This window comes from Streptomyces sp. SAS_272, from assembly GCF_052543235.1.
In genome coordinates this window covers 100,973-123,506 of sequence record NZ_JBMNDR010000007.1, presented here as the reverse complement: position 1 = coordinate 123,506, position 22,534 = coordinate 100,973, and the positions used below count along the sequence as shown (strand labels likewise).

General features: G+C 70.1%; 22 protein-coding genes and 1 tRNA gene. 13 read left to right on the top strand and 10 right to left on the bottom strand.

What is annotated here, in order from left to right; genetic code table 11:
• Nucleotides 1-487: 487 nt before the first annotated feature.
• From paaA to ACN6LD_RS07665, 6 genes are all read left to right on the top strand, one after another.
• Nucleotides 488-1,516 (top strand): 1,2-phenylacetyl-CoA epoxidase subunit PaaA, encoded by a 1,029-nt coding sequence (gene paaA / locus ACN6LD_RS07690; RefSeq protein WP_445042753.1) that lies wholly within the window; start codon nt 488-490, stop codon nt 1,514-1,516.
• Nucleotides 1,513-1,800, top strand: a complete 288-nt coding sequence (paaB, locus tag ACN6LD_RS07685) for a 1,2-phenylacetyl-CoA epoxidase subunit PaaB (protein WP_319186762.1) — start codon at nt 1,513-1,515, stop codon at nt 1,798-1,800. Before paaA ends, paaB begins: the two co-directional genes overlap by 4 nt.
• Nucleotides 1,797-2,585 (top strand): 1,2-phenylacetyl-CoA epoxidase subunit PaaC, encoded by a 789-nt coding sequence (gene paaC, locus ACN6LD_RS07680; RefSeq protein ID WP_445042752.1) that lies wholly within the window; start codon nt 1,797-1,799, stop codon nt 2,583-2,585. Before paaB ends, paaC begins: the two co-directional genes overlap by 4 nt.
• On the top strand, nt 2,582-3,121 hold the full coding sequence (paaD, locus tag ACN6LD_RS07675; protein ID WP_445042751.1) for a 1,2-phenylacetyl-CoA epoxidase subunit PaaD: 540 nt from the start codon (nt 2,582-2,584) through the stop codon (nt 3,119-3,121). Before paaC ends, paaD begins: the two co-directional genes overlap by 4 nt.
• Nucleotides 3,121-4,182 (top strand): 2Fe-2S iron-sulfur cluster-binding protein, encoded by a 1,062-nt coding sequence (locus tag ACN6LD_RS07670; RefSeq protein WP_319186765.1) that lies wholly within the window; start codon nt 3,121-3,123, stop codon nt 4,180-4,182. Before paaD ends, ACN6LD_RS07670 begins: the two co-directional genes overlap by 1 nt.
• A gap of 117 nt (nt 4,183-4,299) precedes the next feature.
• Nucleotides 4,300-5,472: an acyl-CoA dehydrogenase family protein gene (locus ACN6LD_RS07665; RefSeq protein WP_445042750.1), complete on the top strand. Its 1,173-nt coding sequence runs from the start codon at nt 4,300-4,302 to the stop codon at nt 5,470-5,472.
• 86 nt (nt 5,473-5,558) lie between these two features.
• On the opposite strand, the gene ACN6LD_RS07660 is transcribed toward ACN6LD_RS07665, so the two are convergent.
• The 5 genes from ACN6LD_RS07660 to ACN6LD_RS07640 all read right to left on the bottom strand — a co-directional run bounded on the left by ACN6LD_RS07660 (nt 5,559) and on the right by ACN6LD_RS07640 (nt 9,679).
• Complete coding sequence (locus ACN6LD_RS07660; RefSeq protein WP_057578074.1) at nt 5,559-5,888, bottom strand: rhodanese-like domain-containing protein; 330 nt, start codon at nt 5,886-5,888, stop codon at nt 5,559-5,561.
• Between the two features lie 43 nt (nt 5,889-5,931).
• A complete protein-coding gene (locus ACN6LD_RS07655) occupies nt 5,932-6,729 on the bottom strand; it encodes a J domain-containing protein (protein ID WP_319186767.1) in 798 nt (265 codons plus the stop codon).
• A 128-nt stretch (nt 6,730-6,857) separates the two neighbouring features.
• Nucleotides 6,858-7,334, bottom strand: a complete 477-nt coding sequence (locus ACN6LD_RS07650; protein WP_319193529.1) for a hypothetical protein — start codon at nt 7,332-7,334, stop codon at nt 6,858-6,860.
• Between the two features lie 214 nt (nt 7,335-7,548).
• Complete coding sequence (locus ACN6LD_RS07645) at nt 7,549-9,030, bottom strand: DUF2252 domain-containing protein (RefSeq protein ID WP_445042749.1); 1,482 nt, start codon at nt 9,028-9,030, stop codon at nt 7,549-7,551.
• Nucleotides 9,031-9,592: 562 nt separating this feature from the next.
• Nucleotides 9,593-9,679, bottom strand: a tRNA-Leu gene (locus ACN6LD_RS07640).
• Between the two features lie 448 nt (nt 9,680-10,127).
• On the opposite strand from ACN6LD_RS07640, the gene ACN6LD_RS07635 reads away from it, so the two are divergent.
• The 7 genes from ACN6LD_RS07635 (at nt 10,128) to ACN6LD_RS07605 (ending at nt 18,955) form a co-directional block, all read left to right on the top strand.
• Complete coding sequence (locus tag ACN6LD_RS07635) at nt 10,128-11,015, top strand: FhaA domain-containing protein (protein ID WP_445042748.1); 888 nt, start codon at nt 10,128-10,130, stop codon at nt 11,013-11,015.
• Between the two features lie 10 nt (nt 11,016-11,025).
• The gene (locus ACN6LD_RS07630) at nt 11,026-11,544 is read left to right on the top strand and encodes an FHA domain-containing protein FhaB/FipA (RefSeq protein ID WP_057576678.1); all 519 of its coding nucleotides are present in this window, start codon (nt 11,026-11,028) and stop codon (nt 11,542-11,544) included.
• Between the two features lie 140 nt (nt 11,545-11,684).
• Nucleotides 11,685-13,256: a Stp1/IreP family PP2C-type Ser/Thr phosphatase gene (locus tag ACN6LD_RS07625; RefSeq protein ID WP_319193544.1), complete on the top strand. Its 1,572-nt coding sequence runs from the start codon at nt 11,685-11,687 to the stop codon at nt 13,254-13,256.
• A gap of 27 nt (nt 13,257-13,283) precedes the next feature.
• Nucleotides 13,284-14,735: an FtsW/RodA/SpoVE family cell cycle protein gene (locus ACN6LD_RS07620; RefSeq protein ID WP_319193531.1), complete on the top strand. Its 1,452-nt coding sequence runs from the start codon at nt 13,284-13,286 to the stop codon at nt 14,733-14,735.
• Entirely contained in the window at nt 14,732-16,201 is a 1,470-nt protein-coding gene (locus ACN6LD_RS07615; protein WP_445042747.1) for a peptidoglycan D,D-transpeptidase FtsI family protein, read from the top strand. Before ACN6LD_RS07620 ends, ACN6LD_RS07615 begins: the two co-directional genes overlap by 4 nt.
• A 169-nt stretch (nt 16,202-16,370) precedes the next feature.
• Nucleotides 16,371-18,368 (top strand): Stk1 family PASTA domain-containing Ser/Thr kinase, encoded by a 1,998-nt coding sequence (gene pknB, locus ACN6LD_RS07610; RefSeq protein ID WP_319193533.1) that lies wholly within the window; start codon nt 16,371-16,373, stop codon nt 18,366-18,368.
• Between the two features lie 197 nt (nt 18,369-18,565).
• A complete protein-coding gene (locus ACN6LD_RS07605; protein WP_057576671.1) occupies nt 18,566-18,955 on the top strand; it encodes a hypothetical protein in 390 nt (129 codons plus the stop codon).
• 121 nt (nt 18,956-19,076) lie between these two features.
• Here ACN6LD_RS07605 and ACN6LD_RS07600 read toward each other — a convergent pair whose 3' ends face one another.
• Genes ACN6LD_RS07600 through ACN6LD_RS07580 form a run of 5 tightly spaced genes read right to left on the bottom strand, consistent with a single transcriptional unit; the run spans nt 19,077 to nt 22,505 of the window.
• Complete coding sequence (locus ACN6LD_RS07600; RefSeq protein WP_445042746.1) at nt 19,077-19,850, bottom strand: class E sortase; 774 nt, start codon at nt 19,848-19,850, stop codon at nt 19,077-19,079.
• 52 nt (nt 19,851-19,902) lie between these two features.
• Complete coding sequence (locus ACN6LD_RS07595) at nt 19,903-20,976, bottom strand: class E sortase (RefSeq protein WP_445042745.1); 1,074 nt, start codon at nt 20,974-20,976, stop codon at nt 19,903-19,905.
• Entirely contained in the window at nt 20,973-21,611 is a 639-nt protein-coding gene (locus tag ACN6LD_RS07590; RefSeq protein WP_319193536.1) for an aminodeoxychorismate/anthranilate synthase component II, read from the bottom strand. Before ACN6LD_RS07590 ends, ACN6LD_RS07595 begins: the two co-directional genes overlap by 4 nt.
• Nucleotides 21,608-21,805, bottom strand: coding sequence for a hypothetical protein (locus tag ACN6LD_RS07585; protein WP_319193537.1), 198 nt, complete (start codon nt 21,803-21,805; stop codon nt 21,608-21,610). Before ACN6LD_RS07585 ends, ACN6LD_RS07590 begins: the two co-directional genes overlap by 4 nt.
• A 16-nt stretch (nt 21,806-21,821) precedes the next feature.
• Nucleotides 21,822-22,505, bottom strand: coding sequence for a class E sortase (locus ACN6LD_RS07580; RefSeq protein WP_319193545.1), 684 nt, complete (start codon nt 22,503-22,505; stop codon nt 21,822-21,824).
• Nucleotides 22,506-22,534 lie beyond the last annotated feature (29 nt).

The window sequence follows — 22,534 nt, the reverse complement described above, 5'->3', positions numbered from 1 at the left end:
GGTTGCCCGCCCGAGGGGTTCTTGCCCGAGGGGTTCTTGCCCGACGCATGCGCCCCGCCCGAGGAATCAGGCCCGGCCGACAGGTCCGCGCCCTCCGACAGGGTCGGCTCCTGCGACGTGTCCCGCCCCTTTGACGAGGTCGGCCCGCCTGACGTGTCCGCCCGCCGCGGAGCGCCTGAGCCTCCGTCGTACCCGTCCATTCCGCCCCGTTCCCCGATACCGGTCCTCTTCGCGCGCTGCGTCGCGCAATCGCGAACGGTACTCAGCCTCACCCGTCCGGCCCAGCCCTCCCCCGCGATGCCCGGGCCCCGGCCGGGGGCGGGGTGGATCGTCCGCGGAGAACTCCCGCAGGTTATCCACAGCGGTTGACACCATACGACGGCCGTCCCACCATGGAATCGCACGGACCGAACGATCGGTCGGGAGAAGGCTCGGGCAGAGCCGAGGCCAAGGCACGGAGCCGAGGCCCGAGGTCAAGGGGGACCGCATGGCGACAGCAGCCGCCCACCACACGGCCCGCACGGAGGAAGACGCTCCGCGGCACGACGGCGGGCCGGCCGACGAGGCGGCTCACGAGGCGTACGAACGCCTCTTCGACGCCACCGTGGCCGCGGACGAACGCATCGAGCCGCGCGACTGGATGCCCGACGCCTACCGGGCGACGCTGGTACGCCAGATCGCCCAGCACGCCCACTCCGAGATCATCGGCATGCAGCCGGAGGCCAACTGGATCACCCGCGCCCCCTCCCTGCGCCGCAAGGCCATCCTCATGGCCAAGGTCCAGGACGAAGCGGGCCACGGGCTCTACCTCTACAGCGCCGCCGAAACCCTCGGCGCCAGCCGCGACGACCTCCTCGACAAACTGCACACCGGTCGCCAGAAGTACTCCTCGATCTTCAACTACCCCACGCTGACCTGGGCGGACGTCGGCGCCATCGGCTGGCTGGTGGACGGCGCGGCGATCACCAACCAGGTCCCCCTGTGCCGCTGCTCCTACGGCCCGTACGCGCGCGCGATGGTCCGCGTGTGCAAGGAGGAGTCGTTCCACCAGCGCCAGGGGTACGAACTGCTGCTCGCCCTCAGCCAGGGCACCGAGGCACAGCACGCGATGGCGCAGGACGCCGTCGACCGCTGGTGGTGGCCGTCGCTCATGATGTTCGGCCCGCCCGACGACGAGTCCGCGCACTCCGCGCAGTCGATGGCCTGGAAGATCAAGCGTCACTCCAACGACGAACTGCGCCGACGCTTCGTCGACATCTGCGTCCCCCAGGCCGAGTCGCTCGGTCTCACCCTCCCGGACCCGGACCTGAAGTGGAACGAGGAGCGCGGGCACTACGACTTCGGCCCCATCGACTGGACCGAGTTCAAGGAAGTCCTCAAGGGCAACGGCCCCTGCAACGAGCAGCGCATCACCCAACGCAGGCGCGCCCATGACGAAGGCGCATGGGTACGGGAGGCGGCCGCGGCCCACGCGGCCAAACGCCTTCCCCTTACGACGGAAGCGGAGCAGGCATGACCCACACCGACTGGCCCCTGTGGGAGGTCTTCGTGCGCTCCCGGCGCGGCCTCTCCCACACCCACGCCGGCAGCCTGCACGCGCCGGACGCCGAGTTCGCCCTGCGCAACGCACGCGACCTGTACACCCGGCGCGGGGAAGGCGTCTCGATCTGGGTCGTGCCGTCCGCGGCGATCACCGCGTCCTCGCCCGACGAGAAGGACCCGTTCTTCGAACCGGCCGCCGACAAGCCGTACCGGCACCCGACGTTCTACGAGATCCCGGAGGGGGTGAAGCACCTGTGACCACGTCAGCGACCACGACCACGCACGCCCACAGCGACACCCATGCCCACAACGCCGCTGCCGACACCGCTGCCGACGGCACGCGGACCGCCGCCCTCGCCCTCGGGGACGACGCCCTGGTGCTCTCCCACCGCCTGGGGGAGTGGATGGGCCACGCACCCGTGCTGGAGGAGGAGGTCGCCCTCGCCAACATCGCGCTCGACCTGCTCGGACAGGCCAGGATCCTGCTGTCGATGGCCGGCGACGAGGACGAACTTGCGTACCTGCGCGAGGAACGCGCCTTCCGCAACGTCCAGTTGGTCGAACAGCCCAACGGCGACTTCGCGCACACCATCGCCCGCCAGCTGTACTTCTCCACCTACCAGCACCTGCTGTACGCACAACTGGCAGCCGGAACCGGCCCGTTCACCGGGCTCGCGGCGAAAGCCGTCAAGGAGGTCGCCTACCACCGCGACCACGCCGAACAGTGGACCCTGCGCCTCGGCGACGGCACCGACGTCAGCCACGAACGGATGCAGCGTGCGTGCACGGCGCTGTGGCGGTTCACCGGAGAGATGTTCCACCCCGTGAACGGCCTCGAGCTCGACCGGGCAGACCTCGAGTCGGCCTGGCTGGAGTCGGTGCGGGAGGTACTGGGGCGGGCCGGCCTGACGGTCCCGGAGGGCCCGCGCACCGGCGCCTGGAGCGCCGGGGCCGGCCGCGAGGGCCTGCACACCGAGCCCTTCGGGCCGATGCTCGCCGAGATGCAGCACCTGCACCGCAGCCACCCGGGGGCGTCGTGGTGACGACGACCACCGCGCTGGAGGCGGAACTCCTCGAGATCGCCGGCTCGGTCCCCGACCCCGAGCTCCCGGTGCTCACCCTCCAGGAGCTGGGCGTCGTCCGTGCCGTCCACCTGCACGGCACGGACACCGTCGAGGTCGAACTGACCCCCACGTACACCGGCTGCCCGGCCGTCGAGGCCATGTCCTCGGACATCGAGCGCACGCTGCACGAGCACGGCATGCGCGAAGTGACGGTGCGCACCGTCCTCACGCCTGCCTGGTCGACCGACGACATCACCGCCGAAGGACGTCGCAAGCTACGGGAGTTCGGCATCGCACCGCCCCGCACCGTGCGCGGGCCGGGACCCGTACCGCTGGCACTCGGGCCGACCCGAGCCCTCCGCGCCGCCGAAGCCTCCGAACCGGACCCCGTCCAGTGCCCCCACTGCGGCTCCGCCGACACCGAACTGCTCAGCCGGTTCTCCTCCACCGCGTGCAAGGCGCTGCGCCGCTGCCTGTCCTGCCGCGAACCCTTCGACCACTTCAAGGAGTTGTGATGGCGCGCTTCCACCGGCTCCCCGTGGCCGCGGTGGACCGGCTGACCGACGACTCCGTCGCCCTCACACTCTCCGTCCCGGAGGAGCTGCGCGAGGAGTACCGGCACGCGCCCGGCCAGCACCTCGCACTGCGACGCCTGGCCGAGGGAGCCGAGATCCGGCGGACGTACTCGATCTGCTCGCCCGCGCCCGACGCCTCCGGCGAGGGGCCGAGCACACTCCGCGTGGGCGTGCGGCTGGTCGAGGGAGGGGCGTTCTCCACCTACGCACTGAAAGAGATCGACATCGGGGACGAACTCGAGGTGATGACGCCGGCCGGGCGGTTCACCCTCGCCCCGGCCCCCGGCCTCTACGCCGCGGTCGTCGGCGGCAGCGGCATCACACCGGTCCTGTCGATCGTCTCCACCCTGCTGGCCCGCGAGCCCCGCGCCCGGTTCTGTCTCATCCGCAGCGACCGCACGGCCGCGTCGACGATGTTCCTGGAGGAGGTCGCCGACCTGAAGGACCGGTACCCGGAGCGGCTGCACCTCGTCACCGTGCTCTCCCGCGAGGAACAGCAGGCAGGTCTGCCCTCCGGACGACTGGACCAGGACCGGCTGACCGCCCTGCTGCCGGCCCTGCTGCCGGTCACGGACGTGGCCGGATGGTTCCTGTGCGGCCCGCACGGACTGGTGCAGGGCGCCGAACGGGCACTGAGAGAGCTCGGGGTCGGCCGCACCCGGATCCACGAGGAGATCTTCCACGTGGACGGCGCGGCGCCCACGGCTCCCCGGACCGCGCCCGCCCACGCCACGGTGACCGCCCGGCTCGACGGCCGGGGCGGCAGCTGGCCGGTGCGGGACGGGGAGTCGGTCCTGGAGACCGTGCTGCGCAACCGCCCCGACGCGCCCTACGCGTGCAAGGGCGGAGTGTGCGGGACCTGCCGGGCCTTCCTCGTCGGCGGCGAGGTGCGCATGGACCGCAACTTCGCACTGGAGCCCGAGGAGACGGAGGCCGGCTATGTGCTGGCGTGCCAGTCCCACCCGGTGACCGAGGCGGTGGAGGTGGACTTCGACCGCTGAGCCGTCAGACCTCTCGGACCCCGACTGCTGTTCCCTTCTCCTAGAACCTGTTCTATCTTGACGCTCCGTCAGATCTGCCAGCCCTGTCAGATCGGCCGACCGTCGGGAGGACCGGCTGTGGACTTCACCTTCACCGAGGAGCAGCAGGCCGCGGCCGAGGCGGCCCGCGGAGTCTTTGCCGGAGTGGCGCCCGACGGCGTGCCGAGCCCCGCGCTCACCCAGGGCGCCGCCGTCGCCGACGACCTCGACCGCGACCTGTGGACCAAGCTCGCCGCGGCCGACCTGCTGAGCCTGCTGCTCGACGAGACGTCCGGCGGGGCGGGCCTGGACGCGGTCGCCCTGTGCCTGGTGCTCCGCGAGGCGGGCAAGGTGCTCGCCCGGGTACCCCTGCTGGAGACCAGCGCGGCCGCCGCGACCGTACAGGCCTACGGCAGACCGGAGTTGAGGTCCGCCCTGCTCGCCGGCGCCGGCCGGGGCGAGATCGTGCTGACCGTCGCCGCGAGCGGCCGCACCGGCCACGACGCCGCCGAACTCGCGGTCACCGCCCGGCGGGACGACCCGAGCGGCGCGCCCGCGAACGACGCCGGCAGCGACGGAACCTGGGTGCTGGACGGGGTGCAGACGGCCGTGCCCTGGGCCTACGAGGCCGACCACATCCTCGTACCGGCACACACCGCCGACGACCGCAGCGTCCTCGCCGTGGTCGCCCGCGGACAGGAAGGCGTCGAACTCGCCCCACAGATCTCCACCACCGGCGAGCGGCTCGCAGAACTACGGCTGGAGTCCGCGCGGATCCCGGCCCGCGACGTCATCACCGCCGACGGCGCCTGGGACTGGCTGCGAGCGCTGCTGGCCACCGGCACCTGCGCGCTGGCCCTCGGCCTCGGCGACCGCGTCCTGGCCATGACCAGCGACTACGCCGGCAAGCGCGAGCAGTTCGGACACCCGATCGCCAGCTTCCAAGCGGTCGCCGTCCAGACCGCCGACCGCTACATCGACCTCCGCGCGATGGAGGTCACCCTGTGGCAGGCCGCCTGGCGGATCGCCTCGGGAACAGCCGGCGCGCTCCCCGCCTCCGGAGACGTCGCCCTCGCCAAGATCTGGGCCTCGGAGGGCGTACGCCGGATCGTGCAGACCGCCCAGCACCTGCACGGGGGCTTCGGCGCCGACGTCGACTACCCCCTGCACCGCTACCACGCCTGGGCCAAACACCTGGAACTCTCCCTCGGCCCAGCCGCGGCCCACGAGGAGGCCCTGGGCGACCTCCTGGCCGCCCACCCCCTCGCCTGACCGCACGACGCGACCCGACCGCCGGGCCAGAGAGAAAGTACGCACGGCACGACGAGAGCTCCGACCAGCTACCAGCTACCAGCCGGCTACAGGACGAAGCCCTGCTTGCCCTCGTCCGTGACCACCGGACGCCCCACAGCCGCCCACACCTGCATGCCGCCGTCCACGTTCACCGCGTCGATGCCCTGCTGCACGAGATACATGGTCACCTGCGCCGAACGACCGCCGGAACGACAGATGACGTGCACCCGCCCATCCTGCGGGGCGGCTTCGGTCAGCTCGCCGTAACGGGCCACGAACTCGCTGATGGGAATGTGCAACGCCCCCTCAGCGTGACCCGCCTGCCACTCGTCGACCTCCCGGACGTCCACCAGGAAGTCATCGTCCTTGAGGTCCCCGACCTCGACCGTGGGCACACCAGCTCCGAAACTCATGCCCCGACGCTACCCGCAACGGGATCTAACCGACCAGCTCGGCCAGCTCGTCCTCACGTGCGGCGACATCGGCGAGCAGCTTCTCGGCGATCTCGTCCAGAAGGGTGTCCGGGTCGTCCGGGGCCATCCGCAGCATCGAGCCGATCGCGCTGTCCTCCAGCTCCCTGGCCACCAGCGTCAGCATCTCCTTGCGCCGGGCCAGCCACTCGAGACGCTCGTAGAGCTCCTCGCTGGGACTCGGGCTGCGCTCCGCGGGCGCCGGGCCGGCCGCCCACTCCTCCGCCAGCTCACGCAACAGCATCTCGTCGCCACGGGCGTACGCCGCGTTCACGCGGGTGATGAACTCCTCACGCCGGGCCCGCTCCGCATCCTCCTGCGCCAGATCCGGGTGCGCCTTGCGAGCCAGCTCGCGGTACAGCTTGCGGGCCTCCTCGCTGGGCCGCACCCGCTCCGGGGGCGTGACCGACCGGTCCGTCAGCATCGCCTCGGCCTCCGGGAACAGCCCCTCCCCGTCCATCCAGCCGTGGAACAGCTCCTCGACCCCCGGCATCGGAAGCACCCGGGCACGCGCCTCCGCGGCCTTGCGCAGATCCTCGGGATCGCCGGTACGGGCGGCACGGGCCTCGGCGATCTGCGCGTCCAACTCGTCGAGCCGGGCGTACATCGGACCGAGTTTCTGGTGGTGGAGCCGCGAGAAGTTCTCGACCTCGACGCGGAAGGTCTCCACCGCGATCTCGAACTCGATCAACGCCTGCTCGGCGGCCCTCACGGCCTGCTCCAGCCGCGCCTCGGGCCGGGGCTGCTCAGCTTCGGGGGTCGTCACCCGACCAGCCTAGGCCAAGCCCCACGAACCGTCGGCGCACACCGACCACGGGAAGACCCGCCGTTTGCTTCCGGGGGGGTCCCTCCCCCCCTCCCTCCCCCTCCCCCCTCCCCTCCTCCCCCGTCCCCCTACCCCCGCTCCCGTCCCTCCGGGCAGTCCACCGTCACCCACTCCGCTTGCAGGTCCCGGCAGACCACGACCAGGGTCCCTGGGCGGCAGGCGATTTCGTGGGTGCAGCCGTCGGGGTGGGGGAGTATCTCGTCGAGGATCACGTCGCCGAGGTCGTCGAGGGCGCAGACGTCCAGGACGTCGGCCTGGAACCGGGAGACGCCGGTGTAGCGGACCACCAGATCCTCGTCGTGCTTCCAGCAGTTGTGCGCGAAGTGGATCTCGATGCCGTCGTCGCCTCGCCGTCGGGCCACGCCGGGCTTGAGGTCCTTCACACACCGCTTGCCCGTGAAGGCGTAGTGGTCCGGGTCGGTGGCGAACGCGCGGGCGCCGGGTGGCAGCCGCTCCGCAAGGACGGGAAGCCGCTCCAGGTAGGGCCCGGGGTCTATGACGCCGGTGACGTCCCCGACCTGCCCGTCCAGCTCGACGTACTTCACTGCACCCTCCTCACTCGGCCCTCACTCGGCGCGTCCCTGGGAGTCTCTCGGAGCCCCTCCTGGGAGTCCCTGGGGGTGCTTCACGAGGCGCCCTGGAAGCCCCCGAAGCAACCCCGGGACACCTTCACCAGGACCTGCCCCACACCGACGCGCTCCACCCCCACTCCGCTCACTCCACACCCTGCTCACTCCACCCCCACCGGACCGTGTCGTCTCACACTCCCGTCTCGGCCGGGATGCGTCCCGCCCGTACCGCCGCGACGAGGTCCGTGTGGTCCGCCTCGGTGCGGTCGGCGTAGGCGACGGCGAACGCGGCGATCGCCTCGTCGAGCTCCTCGTTCTTGCCGCAGTAGCCGGCGACGACGCGCGGGTCGGCGCTGTGCGAGTGGGCGCGGGCCAGCAGCGCGCCGGTCATCCGGCCGTAGTCGTCGATCTGGTCGGCGGCGAGGGCTGCCGGGTCCACGCTCCCTTTGCGGTTGCGGAACTGCCGTACCTGGAAGGGGCGTTCGTCGACGGTCGTCCAGCCCAGCAGGACATCGCTGACGACCTGCATACGCTTCTGGCCGATCACCACCCGGCGGCCCTCGTGGTCCGCCTCCGGCGTCTCGAAGCCGGCGGTCCGCAAGTGCGGGACGAGCGCCGAGGCGCGGGCCTCCTTCACCTGAAGGACCAGGGGCTCGCCGCGATGATCGAGCAGCAGCACCACGTAGGACCTCGTTCCCACGCTGCCTGTGCCCACGATGCGGAAGGCCACGTCGTGGATCGCGTGGCGGGCGAGGAGAGGATGACGGTCCTCGGTCAGGGTGGCCAGGTAGTGCTCCAGGGACGCGGCCACCGCCGCGGCCTCGGCGTCCGGGACGCGGCGCAGCACCGGTGCCGCGTCGACGAAGCGCCGGCCGCCGTCCTCCGTCGCCTCGGTCGACTTGGCCGCGAACCGCCCGCTGGTGTTGGCCCGCGCCTTCTCCGACACTCGTTCCAGGGTGCCCAGCAGATCGTGGGCGTCGGCGTGGGAGACGAGCTCTTCGTCGGCGATGGCGTTCCAGGCGTCCAGCACGGGCAGCTTGGCCAGCAGCCGCATGGTGCGGCGGTAGGAACCGGCCGCGCCGTGGGCCGCCCGGCGGCAGGTGTCCTCGTCCGCGCCGGCCTCGCGGCCCGCCAGCACGAGGGAGGCGGCGAGACGCTTGAGGTCCCACTCCCAGGGGCCGTCGACGGTCTCGTCGAAGTCGTTCAGGTCGATGACGAGTCCGCCTCGCGCGTCGCCGTACAGGCCGAAGTTGGCGGCGTGGGCGTCACCGCAGATCTGGGCGCGGATGCCGGTCATCGGGGTGCGGGCCAGGTCGTACGCCATGAGTCCCGCGGAGCCTCGCAGGAACGCGAACGGCGTGGCCGCCATCCGGCCGACCCGTATGGGCGTCAGCTCGGGAATGCGGCCTCGGTTGGACTCCTCGACCGCGGCCACCGCGTCCGGCCTGGCGGCGTCCAGGTCGAGCTCGGCATGCGCCGACCGCGACACCCTGCTGCGCAGGGCCCGGCCGGTCTCCTTGGGGCTTTCCCCCACGCCGGGCCGTGGGTCGGACGACGAGTCACCAGGACGCTCGGCGAACCCGCGCACCCGGGGAATCCTGCGCACTCCGACCGTTTCGCCCGCCCCGGTCGAACCGCTCGTTCCGGTCTCTGCACCACCGGTCCCGGTCATCACGACCGCCTCCCCCGCACACGTACGCTCAGCGGCTCTGTGACGAGCACGGCGAGCTGAACATCAACTTGTGCAGACCGTACAGCCGCTGGCTGAAAGCCGTCAGACCTTGTGGACAACTTCAGGATTGTGGACAACCGCCTCGCGACGGACACCGAGGGCACCCGGCGACAACCGGCATGTTTCACGTGAAACACTCTCCGCCCTTAGACACCCCCGCGCCCGCGCCCGCGAGGAGACCTTCCCGCCCTACGGGGGATCATCAACGGGCCGAGGGGGATCTGAGGTGATCCGAGGAAAACTGAGGGGACCCGCGGGGCCGGCACCCCGAGGGGACCCGCGGGGCCGGCACCCGAGGGGACCGTGGGGCTGCCGCCCCACTCCCCGCCCGTCGACCCCTGAGACGTTCATCACACACGGTGAGCGATCACTGACTCGCTCCGCAGCCTGCGGCCCGACCGTGAGAGCCACCTGGCCGGAACCCATCCGACCGGAGACCGGAACCCATCCGACCGGAGAAACGCGAAAGCCCCGCAGGTCTGAGACCTGCGGGGCTTTCGACTGGTGCGCGAGGGGGGAGTTGAACCCCCACGCCCTTGCGGGCACTGGAACCTGAATCCAGCGCGTCTGCCTATTCCGCCACCCGCGCATTGGGTGTGTCTTCGGGTTTGTGGGCTTTTCGGCCTGTCGCCTTCCGACATGCAGAACATTAGCACGCGCGCCAGGGTGCGTTCACATCCCTTCCGGGCGGGCAGGGAGCAGGTGGGAGGCCGTCGGACGACCCCGTGCGTCCCCGTACGTCTCCGCAAGGACTGGTTCACGTATCAACCTCGTACCTATGGCGGCCGTCTCCCCAGGAGCCGGACGAGGAGCACAGCCAGGTGCGGGACACTGGTCCCGGGCCGCCTCTACGATCCTGGGCAGACGCAAGCGTGTGCAGCAGGTGCGCGAGCGGGCCGTCGACACCGGTCGACGGGGCCGACAGGGGGAACCAGCCGATTCACCGGCGCGTGGATACGATCAGTAAGCAGTACAGGTAAGCAGCACCAGGCAAGCAGCACGGCACGGGACAGCAGCCACGACGGAGGAGGTGCCCCATGGGAGTTCTGAAGAAGTTCGAGCAGCGTCTCGAGGGTCTGGTCAACGGCACCTTCGCCAAGGTCTTCAAGTCCGAGGTCCAGCCCGTCGAGATCGCGGGTGCGCTCCAGCGCGAGTGCGACAACAACGCCACGATCTGGAACCGCGACCGCACCGTCGTCCCCAACGACTTCATCGTGGAGCTGAGCACGCCGGACTACGAGCGCCTCAGCCCCTACTCCGGCCAGCTCGGCGACGAGCTGGCCGGCATGGTGCGCGACTACGCCAAGCAGCAGCGCTACACCTTCATGGGGCCGATCAAGGTCAACCTGGAGAAGGCGGACGACCTCGACACGGGTCTGTACCGGGTGCGCAGCCGTACGCTCGCCTCGTCCAGCAGCCAGACGCCGGACCACCCGGCCGCCGACGGCCGGCAGCGCCCGGCCGGACCGGGCGGCGCCGCCTATCCCGGCGCCGGCGCGGCTTCCGCTCCGCCGATGCCGTCCGCACCGCCGCCCGGCGCCCCTGGCGCCCGTCCCGGGGGCTACGGCTACCCGCCCGCCGCGGGCGCACAGCGTCCCGGCGCGGCAGGCGGCGGCCTGGCCGGGGCTCCGCAGCCCGGGTCACGCACCCGCCACTGGATCGAGATCAACGGCGCACGCCACCAGATCTCCCGCGCGACGCTCGTGCTGGGTCGCAGCACCGAGGCCGACGTGCGGATCGACGACCCCGGCGTCTCCCGTCGGCACTGCGAGATCCGGACCGGTTCGCCCTCGACGATCCAGGATCTCGGCTCCACCAACGGCATCGTGGTGGACGGGCAGCACACCACCCGCGCTACGCTCCGCGACGGCTCGCGGATCGTCGTGGGCAGCACCACCATCATTTACCGGCAAGCCGAAGGGTGAAGCGGGGGCAATGTCAGAGCTGACCCTCACGGTCATGCGGCTGGGTTTCCTGGCCGTACTGTGGCTGTTCGTGATCGTGGCCGTGCAGGTCATCCGCAGCGACCTGTTCGGTACGCGTGTCACCCAGCGCGGTTCGCGCCGGGAAGCCGGGCGGGCGCAACAGCAGGCCCAGCGCCAGCAGGCGCCGCCTCAGCAGCGCCAGCAGCCCGCCGCCGCGGGCCGCACGCGCCGCAACGCACCGACGAAGCTGGTCGTGTCCGAGGGCATCCTCACCGGCACGACCGTCGCGCTCCAGGGCCAGACCATCACGCTGGGCCGGGCGCACGACAGCACCATCGTGCTGGACGACGACTACGCCTCCAGCCGCCATGCCAGGATCTATCCGGACCGCGACGGCCAGTGGATCGTCGAGGACCTGGGCTCCACCAACGGCACGTACCTCGACCGATCGCGGCTGACGACTCCCACACCGATCCCGCTGGGCGCGCCGATCCGTATCGGCAAGACCGTCATCGAGCTTCGGAAGTAGTGCTGCATCATGAGTGAGCGCGAGCGGAGCGAGCACACGGCGGCGGCCGGCACTCAGGGCCCCGGTGTGCTCCCGACCGGAGGGTGGGCAGTGTGGCTCGACACGACCGGCTGTACCCGGAGCCGACGGGCGAGGTGCGCATGAGTCTGTCACTGCGTTTCGCCGCCGGATCGCACAAGGGCATGATCCGGGAGGGCAACGAGGACTCCGGTTACGCCGGTCCGCGCCTGCTCGCCATCGCCGACGGCATGGGCGGCGCCGCCGCCGGTGAGGTCGCCTCCTCGGAGGCCATCTCCACCATCGTCGCCCTCGACGACGACGTGCCCGGTTCCGACGTCCTGACCTCGCTCGGCACGGCCGTCCAGCGGGCCAACGACCAGCTGCGCTCGCTGGTCGAGGAGGACCCCCAGCTCGAGGGCATGGGCACCACGCTCACCGCGCTGCTGTGGACCGGGCAGCGTCTCGGTCTCGTCCACGTCGGCGACTCGCGCGCGTATCTGCTGCGGGACGGCGTGCTGACGCAGATCACGCAGGACCACACCTGGGTGCAGCGTCTGGTCGACGAGGGCCGCATCACCGAGGAAGAGGCCACCACCCACCCCCAGCGGTCGCTGCTGATGCGGGCGCTGGGCAGCGGTGAGCACGTGGAGCCGGACCTGTCGATCCGCGAGGTGCGGGCCGGCGACCGCTATCTGATCTGCTCCGACGGCCTGTCCGGCGTGGTGTCGCACCAGACGCTCGAGGACACTCTCGCCAGCTACCAGGGTCCGCAGGAGACCGTGCAGGAGCTGATCCAGCTCGCGCTGCGCGGCGGGGGCCCCGACAACATCACGGTGATCGTCGCCGACGTCCTCGACCTGGACACCGGGGACACGCTCGCCGGGCAGCTGTCCGACACCCCGGTCGTGGTCGGCGCGGTCGCCGAGAACCAGCTCCAGCTGCACGACAACGGCATCATGCAGACCCCGGCAGGCCGCGCCTCGGGGCTCGGCCGCAGGCAGCAGGGCCACGGCGGGGGCGGCCAGTTCGGTCCGCCCGGCTCCGGCGGCGACATCACGGGCTTCATCCCCACCGACGGCTTCGCCGACTACACCGACGACGACTTCGTCAAGCCGCGCAAGGGCCGCCGGTGGCTGAAGAGATCCTTCTACGGGGTGCTCGCGCTCGCCGTCATCGGCGGCGGCCTGTACGGCGGCTACCGCTGGACGCAGACGCAGTACTACGTCGGCACCAGCGGCGAGCACGTCGCCCTGTACCGGGGCATCAGCCAGGACCTGGCGTGGGTGTCGTTGTCGAAGGTGGAGAAGGAACACCCCGAGATCGAACTCAAGTACCTCCCGCAGTACCAGCAGAAGCTGGTCGAGGCGACGATCGCCGAGGGCAGTCTGCCGAACGCCCAGAAGAAGATCGACGAGCTGGCCGTCCAGGCTTCCGCGTGCAGGAAGCAGGCGGGTGGCACCGCCGCGGGCGCCACCGGTTCGCAGACCTCGTCGAAGACCGGTTCCAAGACCGGCTCGAAGACCGGTTCGAAGACCGCTGAGGGGCAGGGCGGCGCCACCACGGGAACCACGTCCGTCTCCCTCACGTCCAAGGCATCGCCGAGCCCCTCGGCAACCGCGTCCCCGTCCGTACCCGCGACCCCCACTCCCACCCCCGGCCCGAGCCTTTCGGAGGAGGAGCAGAAGGTCGTCTCGCGGTGCGGTGAGCAGTAGGCAAGCCGTGAGAGGCCCCGTCACACGATGAGCAGTACTACCAACTCGCCGACGCACCACACGTCCACGATCGGCTCGATCGGCACACCGAGCCGGCGCAACACCGAGCTCGCGCTGCTGGTGTTCGCCGTGGTCATCCCGGTGTTCGCCTATGCCAACGTGGGCCTGGCGATCAACGAGCAGGTGCCGTCCGGGCTGCTGAGCTACGGGCTCGGGCTCGGTCTGCTGGCCGGCGTCGCGCATCTCGTGGTCCGCAAGTTCGCGCCGTACGCCGACCCGCTGCTCCTGCCGCTGGCGACGCTGCTGAACGGCATCGGTCTGGTCGTCATCTGGCGTCTGGACCAGTCGAAGCGGCTGCAGCAGAGCAAGGCTTTCGTCGAGGCCGCACCGCGCCAGCTGCTGTACTCCGCGATGGGCGTCGCCCTCCTGGTGGTCGTGCTGGTCTTCCTCAAGGACCACCGCGTCCTGCAGCGCTACACCTACATCTCCATGGCCGGCGCGCTGCTCCTGCTGGTCCTGCCGCTCGTACCGGGTCTCGGCGCGGACATCTACGGTGCCAAGATCTGGATCAGCATCCCCGGACTCGGCACGGTCCAGCCCGGCGAGTTCGCGAAAATCGCCCTCGCGGTGTTCTTCGCCGGCTATCTCATGGTCAAGAGAGACGCCCTCGCACTTGCCAGCCGGCGCTTCATGGGCCTGTACCTGCCGCGCGGCCGTGACCTCGGTCCGATCATCGTCGTCTGGATGATCTCGATTCTCATCCTCGTCTTCGAGACCGACCTCGGTACCTCGCTGCTGTTCTTCGGAATGTTCATCATCATGCTGTACGTCGCCACCGAGCGGACCAGCTGGATCGTCTTCGGTCTGCTGATGTCGGCGGTCGGCGCCGTGGGTGTGGCGAGCTTCGAGCCGCACATCCAAACGCGTGTGCAGGCCTGGCTGGACCCGATGCACGAGTACCTGCTCAGCCGCGCCGGCACCAAGGACGGCATCATCCACTCCGAGCAGGCGATGCAGGCCCTGTGGGCCTTCGGCTCCGGCGGCACCCTTGGCACGGGCCTCGGCCAGGGCAACTCCGACCTCATCGGCTTCGCCGCCAACTCCGACTTCATCCTCGCCACCTTCGGCGAGGAGCTGGGCCTGGCCGGAGTCATGGCGATCCTGCTGCTCTACGGTCTGATCGTGGAGCGCGGAGTGCGTACCGCCCTCGCCGCTCGCGACCCGTTCGGCAAACTGCTCGCCATCGGCCTTTCCGGTGCCTTCGCCCTCCAGGTCTTCGTCGTGGCCGGCGGTGTCATGGGTCTCATCCCGCTGACCGGTATGACGCTGCCGTTCGTCGCGTACGGCGGTTCCTCCGTCATCGCCAACTGGGCGCTGATCGGCATCCTGGTGCGCATCAGCGACACCGCACGCCGACCGGCCCCCGCCCCCGCCTCCAGCCCCGACGCCGAGATGACCCAGGTGGTTCGCCCGTCATGAACAAGCCCCTGCGCCGGATCGCGATCTTCTGCGGCTTCCTGGTCCTCGCCCTGCTCCTCCGCGACAACTATCTCCAGTACCTGAAGGCGAGCAGCCTGGCGGACGACGACGAGAACCGCCGCGTCAACATCACGCGGTACGCCACCCCGCGCGGCGACATCATCGTCGGCGGCAAGGCCATCACGGGCTCGGTGGAGAACAAGAACGGCGACTTCAAGTACAAGCGCACCTGGACCAACGGCCCGATGTGGGCGCCGGTCACCGGCTACTCCTCGCAGGCCTTCGGCGCCAACCAGCTGGAGAAGCTGGAGGACGGCATCCTCAGCGGCAACGACGACCGGCTGTTCTTCCGCAACACCCTGGACATGTTCACGGGCAAGGAGAAGGAGGGCGGCAGCGTCGTCACCACCCTCAACGCGGCCGCACAGAAGGCCGCCTACGAGGGCCTGGGCGACAAGAAGGGCGCGGTCGCCGCGATCGAGCCGTCCACGGGCAAGATCCTGGCGCTGGTCTCCACCCCGTCGTACGACCCCTCGAAGTTCGCCGGGTCCTCGGACAAGGACGCCGAGGAGTGGAGCAAGGTCCAGAAGAAGAACAACCGCGACGACCCGATGCTCAACCGCGCGCTGCGTGAGACCTACCCGCCCGGTTCCACGTTCAAGGTGGTCACGGCCGCCGCGGCGCTGGAGAACGGCGAGGTCGCGGGCATCGACGACAAGACCGACACCCCGGACCCGTTCCCGCTGCCGCAGTCCTCGAACAAGCTCACCAACGAGCACGGCGAGTGCAAGAACGCGAACCTGCGGTACGCGCTCATGGTGTCCTGCAACACCGTCTTCGCGAAGATGGCCGACAACGTCGGCAACGAGAAGATGATCGAGCAGGCGACCAAGTTCGGCTTCAACGAGGCCGAACTGGACACCCCGGTGCGCGCCGCCGAGTCGATCTACCCCAAGGACAATCCCCCGCAGAACGCGCTGGACGGCATCGGCCAGGGCTCCAACCGGGCCACCCCGCTGCAGATGGCCATGGTCGCCTCGGCGGTCGCCAACGACGGCAAGCTGATGAAGCCGTACATGGTGGACCAGATCTGGGCGAAGCTGGACCCGCTGGAGACCACGGAGCCCCAGCAGCTGTCCCAGGCCGTCTCGGCGAAGACCGCGCAGGCCCTGCAGCAGATGATGGAGACCGTCGTCGAGAACCCGCAGGGCACCGGCGGCAAGGCCAAGATCGACGGCGTCAAGGTCGGCGGCAAGACCGGCACCGCCCAGCACGGCCTCAACAACAGTGAGAAGCCGTACGCCTGGTTCATCTCGTACGCCAAGCTGTCCGACGGCAGTGCGCCGGTCGCGGTCGCCGTCGTCGTCGAGGACGGCGCGGCCAACCGCGGCGACATCACCGGCGGCGGTCTCGCCGGCCCGATCGCGAGGGACGTGATGAAGGCAGTCATCGGCAACAAGAAGTGACCCCCATCACGTCGCCTACACATCGGTGCACGTTGCGATACCGGTCTCGTATCGGGTGACGGGCTTGGCCAGGTCACACAGCTCCGTCCGGGTACGGTATGCCCGGACGGCAGCCTCCGTCCGCACATGTGTGCCGGGCGGGACCGACGGAGAGGGCTGGTAGGTAGCTATGGAAGAGCCGCGTCGCCTCGGCGGCCGGTACGAGCTGGGCCACGTGCTCGGCCGTGGTGGCATGGCCGAGGTCTACCTCGCGCATGACACCCGCCTCGGCCGCACCGTGGCGGTGAAGACGCTGCGCGCGGACCTCGCGCGCGACCCTTCCTTCCAGGCCCGGTTCCGCCGGGAGGCCCAGTCTGCCGCCTCGCTCAACCACCCCGCGATCGTGGCGGTGTACGACACGGGCGAGGACTACATCGGCGAAGTGTCCATCCCGTACATCGTCATGGAGTACGTCGACGGCTCCACGCTCCGCGAGCTGCTGCACTCCGGCCGCAAGCTGCTGCCGGAGCGGACGCTGGAGATGACCATCGGCATCCTCCAGGCCCTGGAGTACTCGCACAGAGCCGGCATCGTCCACCGTGACATCAAGCCCGCGAACGTCATGCTGACGCGCAACGGCCAGGTCAAGGTCATGGACTTCGGCATCGCCCGCGCCATGGGCGACTCGGGCATGACGATGACGCAGACGTCGGCGGTCATCGGCACGGCGCAGTACCTCTCGCCGGAGCAGGCCAAGGGCGAGCAGGTCGACGCCCGCTCCGACCTGTACTCCACCGGCTGTCTGCTCTACGAGCTGCTGACGGTGCGGCCGCCGTTCGTCGGGGACTCCCCGGTCGCGGTGGCCTACCAGCACGTCCGGGAGGAGCCGCAGCCGCCGAGCGTCTTCGACCCCGAGATCACCCCCGAGATGGACGCGATCGTCCTGCGGGCGCTGGTCAAGGACCCGAACTACCGCTACCAGTCCGCCGACGAGATGCGCCTGGACATCGAGGCCTGCCTCGACGGCCAGCCGGTCGCCGCCACGGCGGCCATGGGCTCGGTCGGCTACGGCGGGTACGGCGACGACCACGCGACGACGGCGATGCGCTCGGCGGACGCCGGCGCCACGTCGATGCTGCCGCCCATGAACCCGGACGACGGCGGCTACGGCTACGACGACCGGCCGGACCGGCGCCGCCAGAAGAAGTCGAACACCTCGACGATCCTGCTCGTCGTGGCCGCCGTGCTGGTACTGGTGGGCGCGGTCCTGATCGGCAAGTGGGTGGTCAGCGACGGCGCCTCGGACAAGCCGTTCCCGGTCCCGAACTTCGTCGGCCAACCCCTGGCCAGCGCCAAGACGATGGCCGACAACGTGGAACTGAAGGTGGAGAACACCGAAGCCGCCTGCGAGAACCAGCCCAAGGGCAGCATCTGCACGCAGGACCCGGCGGTCGGCAAGAACGTCAACAAGGGCGACACCGTCAAGCTCGTCGTCTCCACCGGCGCGCCGAAGGTGGTCGTCCCGACCGTCCTCGGCAAGAGCGTGGACGAGGCGAAGAAGATCCTGGAGAGCGACCAGTACCAGTTCAACGTCGAGACGAAGGAAGAGGTGTCCACCGAGGAGGCGGGCACCGTCACGGGCCAGGACCCCAGGCTGGGCACGCAGGTGGAGAAGGGCGCCACCATCACCCTCACCATCGCCAAGGCCGAGGAGAAGTCCACCGTCCCGGACGTCTCCAACAAGAGCTGTGACGAGGCCAAGGCCCAGATGGACCAGAACGGCCTCAAGGGCGACTGCGTCGAGGTCGACACCCAGGACCAGAACCAGGTCGGCAAGGTCATCCAGACCGTGCCGTCGATCGGCTCCCAGGCCGACAAGGGTTCCAAGATCCAGATCCAGATCGGCAAGAGCACCCAGACGCAGGTGCCGGGCAACCTCCAGGGCATGTCCCTGAAGGACGCCAAGAAGGCGCTGCGGGACGCGGGCCTGAACGTCGGCAACATCGCCGGTTCACAGGACGACGACGCCCAGGTCATCAACTCCGACCCGGCCCCCGGCAGCACGGTCAACAAGGGGCAGACGGTCAACCTGGTCGCCTTCAAGAACGGCAACAACAACGGCGACAACAACGGCGGCGGCGGCTTCTTCGGCGGCGTCACCGGAACCTCGGCCCGCACGGAGGACTGACGGTCACTGCAGGCGACAAGGTGCCGGTCCCCGCGCGAGCGGGGCCGGCACCTTTTTCCGTGCGCCGGTGATCGCAAAGCACTAGCATGTTCATGTAAAGAGCGCGCCGCATGTGAGGCCATGACCACGACTCACGGGCCTGCACGGCGAGTTCACACATGCCGCAAGGGGGAAGATTGTTGAAGAGGACAGCCCAAATGCTCGGGGTGGCCGCGACTGCCCTGCTCGTGACAACCCTGGCCACGAGCCCCGCCCAGGCGAACGCCTTCAGCCCGGGCTGCACCACGACGGGCGCGGACGGCTTCGCCTACGTCCCCAGCTTCAAGGGTGCGACGAGCACGCTCAAGCTGGAATGGCACATCACGGACACACTGGCGGACGGCCACCACGCGCGGATCCGTTTCCTGTCCAAGCAGCACGACGGGACGATCCACTACTGGCCGTGGCACAAGGCCGCGGGCGGCAAGGGAGACCACCAGTACGCCGCCACCACGGCAACGGACAGCTCCGGCATCTTCGACATCGGGGCCGAGGTGGCCCGCTTCGAAGGCGACACCAAGCTGAACTCCTGCGTCGACTGGGGGTGACGGACAGCGGCTGCTGCTGCCCGAAGCCGCCGCACACGTGAAAGGGCCCGAAGCCGCGCGGAGCACGCGCGGCTTCGGGCCTTCGTCGTGCCGGGCGGCGGATCGCCGTCGAGGAGGACTGTCAGCCCAATTCCTTCGGCGGGGTGCGGTCCGCGTCGACGTTCTCGACCCGTACCAGCTCCCCCCACACCACGTACCGGTACCGGGACGTGTACACCGGCGTGCAGGTCGTCAGGGTGATGTAGTGGCCCGCCTTGGTCTTCCCCGACTCCTTCGGGACCTGGGCGAGGACCTGCACGTCGTACTTCGAGGTTTCGTCGAGGATGTCGTACACCTTGTAGACGTACCACTTGTCCTTCGTCTCGAAGACGATCGGGTCGCCCTTCTCCAGCTTGTCGATGTTGTGGAACTTCGCGCCGTGGCCGTCGCGGTGGGCGGCGAGGGTGAAGTTGCCCTTCCTGCCCGTCATCGGCAGCGTCGCCTTGCTCGGGTCCGTGTAGTAGCCGGCGACGCCTTCGTTGAGGATCTTCGACGAGGTGCCCTTCGCCACCAGCACCTCCCCGTTCCTCATCGCGGGAACGTGCAGGAAGCCGATGCCGTCCTTGGTGTCCAGCGCCCCCGGTCCGGTGGACTCCTGTGCCCAGGTGTCGCGCACCCGGTCGCCCTGCCGGTCCGCGTGCCGGTCGGCGACGACGTTGGTCCACCACAGGGAGTAGACGACGAACAGGCCGAGCACCAGGCCGACCGTGATGAGGAGCTCCCCGAAGACACTGACGGCCAGGGCGACGCGTCCGCCTCTGCGCCGCGGCGCCGGCCCGGACGCGTCCACGCGCGTGTGCTGTTCGTGCTCGGTGTCGCCATGCTCGGTGTCGCCGGTGGTCGCTGCCACGTTCATCTGCCCCTACTCGCTGCACACCTACGGACCGCACGCCTACAGGACCGCACGCCTATTCGACGAGCGCATCCGGCTTGCCCTTGCTGCGCGGCCGTTCCTCGACCATCTTGCCCCAGACGATCAAGCGGTACTTGCTGGTGAACTCCGGCGTGCAGGTGGTGAGGGTGATGTACCGGCCGGGCCCGGTGAGTCCGGAGCCCGGCGGCACCGGATTCAGGACGCTCGTGTTGCTCGGCGCGGTCACCGGCAGCGTCGACGTCATCTTGTAGACGAAGTACTCGTTCTGCGTCTCGACGACGATGGCGTCGCCCGCCTGCAGCCTGTTGATGTACCGGAACGGCTCGCCGTGCGTGTTGCGGTGGCCCGCGAGCCCGAAGTTCCCGGTCTTGGCTTCAGGCATCGCCGTCGCCAGCGGAGCCTCGCCGTAGTGCCCGACCATGCCCTTGTCGAGGACCTTCTTGTTGCTGACGCCCTCGGCGATCGGCACCACCACGTCCAGCTTGGGGATGTGCAGGATGGCGAAGCCCTGCCCCGGCGAGAACGCGCCGGGAGCACGCTTGCCGCTGGCCCAGTCGTCCTGGAGGCTGCTCGCCTCCCGGTCCGCCTGCGCGTGGGCCCGCACGTTCGTCCACCACAACTGGTAGGTCACGAACAGCAGCATCAGCACGCCCGTGGTGATGAACACCTCGCCGATGGCCCGGCTGGCGACCACCGCTGGGCTCGGCTTGCGCGCCCGTTCCCTGCGGCGCGCCTCGACGCGCGACAGCGGCCGCCCGTCCTGCGAGGGCCGCTCGCTCTGCGAGGGCGCGTCCGCCCCGTTGTACGACTCGGACGCCTCACCCGGCGCGCCATGACGCCCACGGCGCCCCTTGGCGGCCTTCCTGCGGGCCGCTCGGCCGCCCGCAGGGGTTCCGGGGGCCGGAGTGCCGGCCGGGGCCCCAGGGGCGGGTACGGGCCCGCGGCCGAACGCGGCCGACGGGGGTATCCGCAGCGCCACCGTCTCCTCGTCGGCGGGCGGCCGGTATGCCTGCTCCGCGTAGGGGTCGCCGCCGTACGGATCACCGCCGAAGGACTCGTACGACGCGGCGCCGTACGAGTCCTCGCGCTCGGGCCGCAACGCGGTCACGCCGTGGCCCTGCCCACCACCGGGGCGAGCCCCGCCGACCTCGCCACCGCGCCCTCGTCGCCGCACTCCACCAGCCAGTTGGCGAGCATCCGGTGCCCGTGCTCGGTCAGCACCGACTCCGGATGGAACTGCACGCCCTCGACGGGCAGTTCCCGGTGACGCAGACCCATGATGATGCCGTCGTGGGTGCGGGCGGTGACCTCGAGCTCGGCGGGCACAGTTCGCGGCTCGGCGGCGAGCGAGTGGTAGCGGGTCGCGGTGAACGGCGACGGCAGACCGGCGAAGACACCCCTGCCCTCGTGCTCCACCGGCGAGGTCTTGCCGTGCAGCAGCTCCGGGGCGCGGTCCACGACCCCGCCGTACGCCACCTGCATCGACTGCATGCCCAGGCAGACGCCGAAGACGGGGACGCCGGTGTCCGCACAGTGGCGGACCATCTCGACGCAGACGCCCGCCTCCTCGGGCGTGCCGGGCCCGGGGGACAGCAGGACGCCGTCGAAGCCGTCCTGGGCGTGGGCCGTGGAGACCTCGTCGTTGCGCAGGACCTCGCACTCGGCGCCCAGCTGGTACAGGTACTGGACCAGGTTGAAGACGAAGCTGTCGTAGTTGTCGACGACGAGAATGCGCGCGCTCACTGGTTGTCCACCGTCACATCGTTGAAGGGAAGCAGCGGTTCGGCCCACGGAAAGACGTACTGGAAGAGCGCGTACACCACGGCCATCACCAGCACGATCGAGATCAGCGCCTTCAGCCACGCGTTTCCCGGCAGATGCCGCCAGATCCAGCCGTACATGCCGTCCCTTCCGTCGCACCACGGCACCTGACTCACGCCGTACACCACCAGACTAACGGCGCAGAGCCTTCGGTTCGCCTGCCTCCACGGGCTGTGTGGAGTCCAGGTGCGCCCAGACGATCAGCCGGTGACTGTGGCCCCATTCGGGATCGCACGTGGTCAACGTCAGATACCGGCCCGGACGCGTGTACCCCGACTTACGTGGCACAGCGTCGATCACCTCGACGTCCGAGGGCACTGTTTTGTAGGGCCCTTTGTCGATCCGATACGTGAACCAGGTCGTCCCGTCCGTGAGCACCACGGCGTCACCCCGTCTGAGCTCGGGAAAGTCCTTGAACGGGTCACCGTAGGTACGGCGGTGGCCGGCGACGGAGAAGTTCCCGGTCTGTCCGAGCCGGGCCGTCCCCGCGTAGTGGCCCAGCCCTTTCTCGAGGGTCCCGGTCGACGTGCCCTCGAGCACCGGCTTGTTCCACGTGAAACCAAGACGCGGGATGTACATCACCGCGAAGGGCCGGCCGCCGCGGTAGGACGGCTGCGGGGCGGCGCCGGTGGGGCTCGCGCTCGGGGCGGGCCCCGCGGACTGCCGGTCCCACTGCTCGTGCAGGGCGTCGATCTGGTCGTCCATGGCCCGGTCGGCCCGCACTCCGGTCCAGAACAGCACATAGACCACGAAGAGGACGATGAGGGCGCCCACGGTGACGCACAGCTCGCTGAACGTCCTGACGATCACCCGCACCGACACAGGCGCCCCCCGGGGCCGCTGCT